We start from the raw sequence: 10,061 nt of genomic DNA on the forward strand, positions 1-10,061 counted from the left end.
CCGCTTCGCCGACCGCGACGTGCGCGCGCGCTTCTTCGACCTGGCGCGCGAACTCGGCTCGCTCGGCGCATGGGTGCGCCTGCATTACGTCTATCCCTACCCGCACGTGGACGAGCTCATTCCGCTGATGGCCGAGGGGAATCTCCTGCCCTACCTCGACGTGCCGTTCCAGCATGCGAGTCCGCGCATCCTCAAGCTGATGAAGCGCCCGGCCAGTGCCGAGGACAACCTCGCCCGCATCCGCGCGTGGCGCGCCATCTGTCCGGAACTCGCGATCCGCAGCACCTTCATTGTCGGCTTTCCCGGCGAGACCGACGCCGAGTTCGACGCTTTGCTCGCGTTCCTGGAGGACGCGCAGCTCGACCGCGTCGGCTGTTTCGCCTATTCGCCGGTCGACGGCGCACGCGCCAACGCGCTCCCGGGACACGTCCCGGAAGAGGTCAAGGAAGAACGGCGCGAGCGCTTCATGACGCTGCAGGAAAGGATCAGCGCGGAGCGGCTGCGGGCGAAGGTCGGAAGGGTTCTCGACGTGCTCGTCGACGAAGTGCACGGCACCAGGGCAATCGCGCGCTCGTTTGCCGACGCTCCCGAGATCGACGGCGTCGTGCACGTGTCGAAGGCGCGCGGCGTGGCGGTGGGCGATCTCATCCGCGTGCGCGTGGTGAAATCGGACAGCCACGACCTCTGGGCCGAGGCCGTGCGTTGAAAATCAATCCCCGCATCCTGCACTGGATGCGGCGGCTGAGACGCAACCTGCTCGCGCTGTGGTTCGCGTGTCGTCACCCCGGCACCCCGCTGCTGGCGAAGATCCTCGCGGTGCTCGTCGCCGGCTATGCTTTCAGTCCGATCGACCTGATTCCCGATTTCATCCCCCTCATCGGCTATCTCGACGAATTCATCCTGCTGCCCGGTGCCATCTACCTGATCTTCCGCCTGATCCCGCCGCCGGTGCTGGACGAATGCCGTGCGCGCGCCGACAGGCATCTGCGCGAGCACGAACACAGCCCGCGCAGCTATGTGGCTGCCGTCGTCATCGTGCTGCTCTGGGGCGCCCTGCTGTGGTGGCTGTGGACGCGATACGGCGCCGCCGCCATTGCATGGCTGCGCACCGCGCTGGCGTGACGCGTACTTTAGCGCGCGAGGCCGGCAGTGAGGTCGCTGTCGCCCTCGCGCAGGTACGCGAACGGCATGTGCGCCGTGCCGTGCGCGAGACCGGGACAGCCATCGCCGTCGACCGCGATCAGCCCGACCTGCGCGCCGACGGTGTCCGCCATCTCGGCGAGCACGCGCTCGACGGCGGCCGGCGCTCCGAGACCGCGCCCGATCCAGTCGCACACCCGTTTCGTCGCCAGGGTGCGCAACATGAGTTCGCCGTGTCCCGTGGCGGACGCCGCTGCTGTGGGCGTCGCGTAGTTGCCGGCACCGGGCACCGGCGTATCACCGACCCTGCCCGGAAGCTTGAGCGCAACGCCTCCGGTGGACGTCGCGGCGGCGAAGCGCCCGCGCGCGTCGCGCGCGACGGCACCGACCGTGCCGCCTCGCTCCTGCCGTCGTTCGCGCCATCGCGCCCGCGCGCGTTCGGTCACCGGATCGTATTCGGCAAAGCCCATCCCCCGCGCAAAGCGCAGCGCGCCCGCCCCGACCAGCAGCACGTGGCCGGTCTCTTCCATCACCCGTCGCGCCACCAGAACCGGATTGCGCACGTGCATGAGTGCCGCCACCGCGCCGGCGCGCAGCTCCTCGCCGTCCATCACCTGCGCGTCCATCTCGGCCTCGCCATCCAGGTTGAGGCAGGCACCGGTGCCGGCGTTGAAGAGCGGGTCGTCCTCCAGCGCCACGACCGCCGCCGCCACGGCGTCGATGGCGGCGCCGCCTGCGGCGAGAATCCGGCGTGCGAGCGTTGCCGCTGCGCGCACGCCGCGCACCGCGTCCTCGTGCGCGTCCGCGTCCCAGACGCCGGCTCCCCCGTGCACCACCAGACCGTAACGCATCAACCCTCCCTCTGCAGCGTATGGGTGAACCCAGGGACGCAGCACTTATAATCCCTGATCTCCATGACGCCCGTCGACGCTCCCCGCATGCCTCCGCGCAGGCGCGCCCTGCGCGAAGTCTCGCCACGCGACCTGCTGCTCGCCGTGGGACCGGCGCTCGTCCTCATCGCCCTCGCCTTCTGGATCGCGTTCAAGTTCGTCCAGCCCGCGCCGCCGCGTCGTCTCACGATCGTGACCGGCGCCGAAGGCGGCGCCTACTACGCGTTCGCCGAACGCTACCGCAGCATTCTCGCGCGCCACGGCGTCACGCTCGACATCCGCACCTCGGCCGGCTCGCTGGAAAACCTGGCGCTGCTGATGAACCCCGAGGCCGGCGTCGAGGTCGGTTTCGCCCAGAGTGGAACCAGCTCCGTGGGCAGCAACTCCCGCATATTCTCGCTCGGCAGCATCTACTACGAGCCGGTTTGGATCTTCGTGCGGCAGAAGCTCAAGGTCCGCAGCCTGGTGCAACTGCGCGGCAAGCGCGTCGCCGTCGGTCCCGATGGCAGCGGCACCCGCGTGCTGGCCCTGCAGCTGCTGGCGCTCAATGGCGTGCCCCTGCCGCCGACCGAACTCGCCTACGCCGGCGCGAAGGAGGCCGCGGAAGGGCTTATCGAGGGCGACCTGGACGCAGCCTTCATCGTGTCCGCACCTCAGGCCAGGGTCGTGCAGGACCTGCTCTCGACGCCCGGCATCGCGCTTATGAGCCTCGACAACGCACCGGCGTATCTGCTGCGCTTTCCCTTCCTGACCAAGCTCACGCTGCCGCGCAGCACGGTCGACTTCATCCACGACATCCCGCCGCACGATGTGTCTCTGGTCGCGCCGACGACCAACATCGTGTGCACCGAGGATCTGCATCCGGCGCTGGCCTATCTGCTGCTCGCCGCAATGAAGGAAGTGCACGGCGGGGCCGGCTGGTTTCAGACCCAGGGCAAATTCCCGGCGCCCATCGATGTCGATTTCCCGCTCTCGGACCAGGCCGAGCGCTTCTATCGCTCCGGCGTCCCCTTCCTGTACAAGTATCTGCCGTTCTGGCTGGCGAACCTGGTCGAACGGCTCTGGGTGCTCCTGCTGCCCCTGGTCGCGGTGGTGGTGCCGCTCACGAAGGTGGTGCCGCCGCTCTATGCGTGGCGCGTGCGCTCGCGCGTGTATCGCTGGTACGGCGAGCTCAAGTTCTTGGAACAGGAGGTCGCGGCACACCCCGCGCGGGACGCGATTCCCGATCTCCTGCGGCGGCTCGATCGCATTGACCACTCGGTGGCGCAGATCAGCGTGCCTCTCTCCTACGCCGACCAGCTCTACACCCTCAAGGAGCACATCCGCCTGGTACGGCGCGAGATCCGCGAGCAGCACCCTGGACTGCGTGCGGCAGCGCCCGACGCCGTCCCCCCTCAGACCACCTGACGCGCTGGCGCCTGCCCGAAGAACGCCTCCGCGTCCTCCTGCCGGCGCGTGCGCCTCATCGGCGGCAGGCTCTGCCAGATGCGCCGGCCATACGGCCTGGAAACGAGGCGCGTATCGCAGATCATCAGCACGCCGCGGTCGGTCTCGTCCCGGATGAGACGCCCGGCCCCCTGCTTGAGCGTGATGACCGCCCCGGGTACCTGATACTCCATGAAGGCATTGCGCCCGCTGCGCGTGAACCAGTCGATACGCGCCGCGAGCACGGGGTCGTCCGGCGGCGCGAAGGGCAGCCGGTCGATCACCACGACCGACAGCGCCGGGCCGCGCACGTCCACGCCCTCCCAGAAGGTCTGACTGCCGAGAAGCACGGCATTGCCGAGCTTGCGGAAGCGCTCCAAGAGATCGTTCTTCGGCCCATCGCCCTGCACCAGGATCGGGAAGTCGAGGCCCTCGCGCCGGAACGCCGCCTCCAGCAGTTCGCGCGCGATTCGCATCGCCTTGAGCGAGGTGAAGAGGCAGAACGTGCGCCCCCCGGCAGCGCGGATGACCGGCAGCGCCGCCGCCACCACGGCCGCGGTATAGCCTTCCGACGCCGGCTCGGGCATCGTCTCCGGCACGTACAGCAGGCCCTGGCTCGCATAGTCGAAGGGGCTGTCCCACGCCGCAGTCGTTGCATCCATGAGCCCCATGTCCTCGGTGTAGTGGCGGAAGTCGCCGCGCACCGAGAGCGTGGCCGAGGTGAAGATCCATGCGCGCGGATGCCCCTCGAGCTGCCGCTTGAAGACTTCGGCGATCGAGAGCGGCGTGGCATTGAGCTGCAGGGCGTGCGGGAAGAGCTCGACCCAGCGCACGCAGTCGCCGGCGACGCCGGAACGCCAGCGCTCGATGCGTTGCGCGAGATCCTGCGCACGTGCCAGACAGCGCTCGAAGCCGTCGCTGCGCGCCGCCTGCGTCTCCAGCAGCGCACGCAACGCCTGCAGCTTGTCGAGCATGCCGGCAAGCGCGCGCTCGAAGCGCGGATCGTGCTCGACGGCAGACCACGGCAGCCGCCCCTCGGAGCGCTCGAAGGCGAGCCGCAGGTCTTTCGCTGCCTTGTCCAACGCCTGCGCTGCCGGGGCAAGCTGCGACACGAAATCCGGTGCGCTCGCCACCGCCTCCAGCCGGCTGTCGCGCGCGAGCTCGATCGCCTGCGAGGTCGAGACGCTCTCGCCGAAGAAGAGGCTCGCCGTTTCCGGCAGCTGATGCGCTTCGTCGAAGACCACCGTGTTGCAGGCAGGCAGGAGCTCCGCCGTGCCCTCGTCGCGGAGCATGACGTCCGCGAAGAAGAGATGATGGTTGACGACCACGACGTCCGCCGCCATGGCCCGGCGCCGCGCCTCCATCACGAAGCAGTCCTTGTGCTGCGCGCACTCGGCGCCGAGGCAGTTTTCCCGCGTCGAGGTGACCCACGACCAGATGCCGGCGCCCTCCGGCACGCCGGCGCATTCGGCCTTGTCGCCGCTGCGCGTCTTCTTCGCGAAGCGCGCGATGACCGGCAGGTGGCGCGCGTCGTCGCGGCTCGCGAAGCGTCCTTCGCTCTGCGCGCGCTCCAGGTAGTGCAGGCAGACGTAGTTCGCCCGCCCCTTGAGCAGCGCCACCGTGACCGGCACCTTCAGCGCATCGCGCACGGTCGGCAGATCCTTGGTGAAAAGCTGGTCCTGCAGGGTCTTGGTGCCCGTCGAGATGATCACCTTGCCGCCCGCGAGCAGTGCCGGGACCAGATAGGCCAGCGTCTTGCCGGTGCCCGTGCCTGCTTCCGCGACGAGCACGCCATGGCGCTCGATGGCATCGGCGACCGCCTGCGCCATCGCGAGCTGCTGCGCGCGCGGCCGGTAGCTGGACACCGTCGCGGCGAGCGCACCGGTTGCGGAAAAGACGGAGGCGAGGTCGGTCATGGGCAGGCAGTGTCAAGTGTACTGTGCAGTACGTCTGTTTCGTGCGCCGGGCAGCGGCGCCCCCGCACGCCCGGGTGTATGGATGGATCTCGTGATAACCTCCACGCCGCAACCGCCCCGCTTTTCCGACCGACCACTCTCGATCCCATGCCGTCCTGGCGCGCCCTCGTCTGCCACCCCGCAACACCGGGCCGCCATGTGATCGACATCCAGGCAAGCGCGGAGCGGGCCTCACCGCAAAGACTGGTGCTGCGTTACGCGCTCACGGGTCAGCTCGAACACCTGCGCGTGCCGGTGGCTCAGCCATCGCGCTGCGGGGAACGACTCTGGGAGCATACCTGCTTCGAGGCCTTCATCGCATCGATGGACACACCGGCTTACTGGGAACTCAACCTCGCACCTTCCACGGCGTGGACAATTTACGCGTTCCGCCGCTACCGCGACGGCGGCACGGTGGAGATCGACCGCGGTCCCGCCCTCTCCGTGCAACGCACCCCTGAACGTCTCGATCTCACCGCCACGCTCGATCTCGATACCCTGCCAGGTGTGCCGACGCATGCACCGCTGCGGCTCGGATTGTCCGCAGTCGTCGAGAACGAACGGGGCGAGCGCTCCTACTGGGCGCTGCGTCACCTGCCCGGTCAGCCCGATTTCCATCATCCGGAGGCGTTCGTGCTGACACTCGCGCCCACGGCGGGCGACGTCGCGGGTGCTGCACGATGAAGGTCGGCATCGAGCGCCTGCTGGAAGAGCCGCAACTGCGGCGGCCGCTCCAAGGGCGCCGGGTGGCGCTGCTCGCCCATCCGGCCTCCGTCACCCGGTCGCTCACGCATTCGCTGGATGCGCTCGCCGCGTGCGACGGCATCGAGCTTGCCGCGGCGTTCGGACCGCAGCATGGCCTGCGCGGCGACAAGCAGGACAACATGATCGAGTCGCCCGATTTCCTCGATCCGGTCCACCGCATTCCTGTGTTCAGCCTCTACGGGGAAGTTCGCCGCCCGACACCGGCGATGATGAGCACGTTCGACGTGCTGCTGGTCGACCTGCAGGACCTGGGCTGCCGCATCTACACCTTCATCACGACGCTGCGCTACGTGCTGGAGGCGGCAGCCGCCCACGGCAAGGCAGTCTGGATATTGGACCGTCCGAATCCCGTCGGGCGCCCGGTCGAGGGATTGCGGCTGCGGCCGGGCTGGGAGAGTTTCGTCGGCGCCGGGCCCCTGCCGATGCGGCACGGCCTGACGCTGGGCGAGCTCGCGCGCTGGTTCGTCGCATCGTTGCGTCTCGGTGTGGACTGTCAGGTCGTGAGCATGACGGACTGGGCGCCCACGCACGGCCCCGGGCATGGCTGGCCTCTCGACGAGCGCATCTGGATCAATCCGAGCCCGAATGCGCCGAATCTCTGGATGGCGCGCTGCTACCCCGGAACGGTGATGCTCGAAGGCACGACGCTGTCGGAGGGGCGCGGCACGACGCGGCCGCTGGAACTGGTCGGAGCAGCGGATATCGAGCCCGGACGACTGCTCGCCGCGATGGCCGGGATCGCCCCGCACTGGATGCACGGCTGCCGGCTGCGGGAGTGCTGGTTCGAACCCACCTTCCACAAGCACGCGGGTAGCCTCTGCGCCGGCATTCAGATCCACGCCGAAGGAGACGGTTACGACCACGACGCGTTCCGCCCCTGGCGCCTCGTCGCCCTCCTTCTCAAGGCCCTGCGCACACTGCGGCCGGACTACCCGATCTGGCGCGATTTCCCCTACGAGTACGAGCACGATCGGCTCGCCTTCGATCTCATCAACGGCAGTGAACTGCTGCGCCAGTGGGTCGACGATCCATCAGCCGACGCCGCCGATCTGGAGGCGCTCACGATCCCCGACGAAGTCGCGTGGCGGGAAGAGCGCGAGGCATTTCTGCTGTATCCTGCTGGCTGAGTCAGGCCGACGGCAACGAATGCGGAGTACGCCATGAGCGACAAGCTGGATCAGACCGGGCTGGTCATGGTGCTTCTCGAGCGCCTAGAGAAGCAGCGTCTGCCGCGCGCGCTGCAGATGAAGGAGAAGGTCGACCGCGGCGAGCGGCTGGCGGACGTGGAACTGACGCATCTCGAGGAAATGCTGAGCGACGCCAACCAGATGCGGCCGCTCGTCGAGCAGCACGCGGAATATCAGGCACTCGCAGCGCGCGTCGTCAGTCTCTACAGCGAGATCACGCAGAAAGCGCTCGAAAACGAGAAGAGCGCCTGATCTGTCGCCGCGCCACTGATTTGCCTTTGCCCAACGTGCATCAGTCACCCCCAGATCTGGGACTGGTCCAGGTCCTTCTCGACGAACTGCAGAAGCACACCCTTCCGCGAACCCTCGATCTCAAGGAAAGGGTCGATCGAGGCGAGCCGCTCGACGAGTTCGATCAGACATTTCTCGAGCAGGCCCTCGATCTTGCCACCCGGTTCGACACCCTCACCGAGCACCACGTCGAGTACCAGGCGCTGGCGGCTCGCGTATCCCACCTGTACCACGAGATCACGGCCAAGGCGCTGCAGAACGCAAGCCAGCACTCCTGAACCCTCCTGAAATCCTCGCTGCCTGACGCTGCACATCCCGCACTGAGAGTGGTTTCCGCTCACCGCGTCGTATCAACCACTCATCGCTACCGGGTACGGCCGCTCGGGCGTCGGCGCTAACATCTGCTGCTTCAACAGTAACCATCCCCGCGGCAACACCGGCACTGTGCCGGGCGCCGTTCCGAATCTCAGTCGATCGATCGTCTCCATGAGCGTGGGTACCGTTGTCATCGTCCATCCCCAGCGTCACTCGACGTTCGAGGTCGCGCAGGAGTGAAACGGCGATGCTGATTTCAGCGAGCCTGCAGCGGCTGCAGCAGCTTCGGATCCAATGGAAGGATCAGTCCGAGGCGAGTTGGACGCCCGCGTCGGCGCGCCTGCGCAACTGGCATGAAGATCCGCGCATCATTGCCTGGTGGCAGGCGCAAATCGGCGTGACACTGCGCTGGCTGAATCCGACGCGACGCCGTCTCCTCCTCGGAGCCACGGCAGTTCTCGTGGGGACGCCGCAACTCGTAAAGGCCGCGTCGTCGGTCGAAGCCTTCCCCTTGACCAGTGGCGTCATCGCTTCTGCCTTGGCATTGACGGTCATGCTGCTTGGAGTTTGCCTCACGGCATCCGCTCGCTTCGCCACCCTCCCGGCAGTGGTCCGGCGCCACCCGCAGTTCACCCTGCACGGGCTCTTCTGGGGTCTGCTGCTGCTGCTCTGGTTGGCGCCGGACGGCCCGTCCGGTTGGCGAAGCGTGCTGATCGGGGTCGCCCTCATGCTCCCGCTGCTCCTGTGGCGCATGAGCTACCTGCTGCTCTCGGGTCAGCGCGGCAAGGTCTCGGGTACGACGATCACCCACCACCTGATCTACCTCCTCCCGCTGCAGGTGGGCTGGTTCGCTTTCCTTCCGTTCGGCAAAGGTCTCGACTACCTTGGCCGGCACGAGGCGCAGGACGAACATGCGCTCGCGCGAACGCAACTGGCCGGCATCAAGCTCATCTTGTTGGCGTGCCTTTGGCAGGCAATGTTGAGCGCCATGGAGGGTCTGGTCTACGGCAGTCCGAACTGGGCGCGCCGTGCCCTCGGCGGTCTCGCACCGACGGCGTTGCCCGCCTTTGGCGATCTCCTGGCACAGGGCGGCCATGCACCCTTCTGGCAATCTTGGCTCTCCATCTATCTCGAACTCATTCGCCGGGTATTTCAAGTCGCCGTCCTCGGACACGGCGTAGTCGGCGTGTTTCGCCTATTTGGCTTTTACATCTTCCGCAATACCTACAAGCCGCTCCTGTCGGAAACCGTCTCGCAGTTCTGGGCACGCCTCGAGTTCTACTACAAGGAACTACTCGTCGACTTCTTCTTCCTGCCAACCTTCGCGAGGTGGTTCCGCAGATGGCCGGCGCTGCGGACGCTCGCGGCGGTCTTCGCGGCTGCCTTCGTCGGCAACACCTACTGCCACCTCGTCGATCTCGACCAGGGCGCACTCGTCGTGCAGGGTTTTGGGGCAGTCTGGGCACACCATTCGCGGCTCTTCTATTGCCTGCTGCTGGCCGTGGGCATCTTCGTCTCGATGCAGCGCGAGCAGCGACGCGGCGGGCAGGCGCTTCCCCCGGGCCTCGCTCGGCGGGCCGGTCGAATCTTTGCCGTCTGGACGTTCTTTGCGCTGATTCGCATTTGGGATCACTTCCCCGAAGTGTCGTTTGCCACCAGAACGCAGTTTTTCTTCGGTCTTTTCGGCCTCGCCTGAATGCACTCTAGGATGGTACCGCCATGTCAATCGACCTCACCGTTGGCAACCTGATCGAGCCCGTCACGGGCCGCCGCTGGGATCGCTCCGAGATCGGCCGTCAGGTTGCCCGTCGGATCGCCCGGCTGGGTCAGCGGGGGGTCATTCGGGGCGATCGCGTCTTTCTCCCGTTCGGCAATCGACTGGAGTTCTTTGCCGAACTGCTCGCCGTCTGGCGCATTGGCGCCTGTGCGGTGCCGATCGACGGTCGCCTCACTCCGTTCGAGATCCAGACGCTGATCAGCGCCACCCGTCCAAAACTGGCGATCCTGGACGACGATACGGATTCGAGTGTTGCCAGCACGTTTGCCGCGGCAGGGGTTGCCGCTGTCCTCACTGCGGAAACCGGGCCACAGGA

General features: G+C 67.3%; 11 protein-coding genes. 8 read left to right on the forward strand and 3 right to left on the reverse strand.

Annotated features, from left to right (window positions below; translation table 11 throughout):
- Together JNK68_05920 and JNK68_05925 are read left to right on the forward strand one after the other, a co-directional pair.
- On the forward strand, window positions 1-706 hold a 706-nt coding region (locus tag JNK68_05920), incomplete at its 5' end, for a radical SAM protein (protein ID MBL8539892.1).
- 26 nt (window positions 707-732) lie between these two features.
- On the forward strand, window positions 733-1,122 hold the full coding sequence (locus tag JNK68_05925; protein ID MBL8539893.1) for a DUF1232 domain-containing protein: 390 nt from the start codon (window positions 733-735) through the stop codon (window positions 1,120-1,122).
- 8 nt (window positions 1,123-1,130) lie between these two features.
- Here the strand turns inward: JNK68_05925 and JNK68_05930 are convergent, their stop codons facing one another.
- Complete coding sequence (locus tag JNK68_05930; GenBank protein ID MBL8539894.1) at window positions 1,131-1,991, reverse strand: isoaspartyl peptidase/L-asparaginase; 861 nt, start codon at window positions 1,989-1,991, stop codon at window positions 1,131-1,133.
- 87 nt (window positions 1,992-2,078) lie between these two features.
- Here JNK68_05930 and JNK68_05935 point away from each other — a divergent pair, with 87 nt between their 5' ends.
- On the forward strand, window positions 2,079-3,437 hold the full coding sequence (locus JNK68_05935; GenBank protein MBL8539895.1) for a TAXI family TRAP transporter solute-binding subunit: 1,359 nt from the start codon (window positions 2,079-2,081) through the stop codon (window positions 3,435-3,437).
- Here the strand turns inward: JNK68_05935 and JNK68_05940 are convergent.
- Window positions 3,425-5,371, reverse strand: coding sequence for an ATP-dependent DNA helicase (locus tag JNK68_05940; protein ID MBL8539896.1), 1,947 nt, complete (start codon window positions 5,369-5,371; stop codon window positions 3,425-3,427). The genes JNK68_05935 and JNK68_05940 overlap by 13 nt on opposite strands.
- 147 nt (window positions 5,372-5,518) lie before the next feature.
- Between JNK68_05940 and JNK68_05945 the strand changes: the two genes are divergently transcribed.
- From JNK68_05945 to JNK68_05955, 3 genes are read left to right on the forward strand one after another with little or no spacing between them, the layout of a single operon-like run.
- A complete protein-coding gene (locus JNK68_05945) occupies window positions 5,519-6,094 on the forward strand; it encodes a DOMON-like domain-containing protein (protein MBL8539897.1) in 576 nt (191 codons plus the stop codon).
- Window positions 6,091-7,302, forward strand: a complete 1,212-nt coding sequence (locus JNK68_05950; protein MBL8539898.1) for a DUF1343 domain-containing protein — start codon at window positions 6,091-6,093, stop codon at window positions 7,300-7,302. Before JNK68_05945 ends, JNK68_05950 begins: the two co-directional genes overlap by 4 nt.
- 33 nt (window positions 7,303-7,335) lie before the next feature.
- Entirely contained in the window at window positions 7,336-7,614 is a 279-nt protein-coding gene (locus JNK68_05955) for a hypothetical protein (protein MBL8539899.1), read from the forward strand.
- Between the two features lie 44 nt (window positions 7,615-7,658).
- Here the strand turns inward: JNK68_05955 and JNK68_05960 are convergent, their stop codons facing one another.
- A complete protein-coding gene (locus JNK68_05960) occupies window positions 7,659-7,925 on the reverse strand; it encodes a hypothetical protein (GenBank protein MBL8539900.1) in 267 nt (88 codons plus the stop codon).
- Window positions 7,926-8,215: 290 nt separating this feature from the next.
- Between JNK68_05960 and JNK68_05965 the strand changes: the two genes are divergently transcribed.
- Complete coding sequence (locus tag JNK68_05965; protein ID MBL8539901.1) at window positions 8,216-9,664, forward strand: hypothetical protein; 1,449 nt, start codon at window positions 8,216-8,218, stop codon at window positions 9,662-9,664.
- 23 nt (window positions 9,665-9,687) lie between these two features.
- Window positions 9,688-10,061, forward strand: a 374-nt coding sequence (locus JNK68_05970; protein ID MBL8539902.1) for an AMP-binding protein, incomplete at its 3' end; no start/stop codon positions are given.

Source organism: Betaproteobacteria bacterium, assembly GCA_016791345.1.
Lineage (GTDB): Bacteria > Pseudomonadota > Gammaproteobacteria > Burkholderiales > JAEUMW01 > JAEUMW01.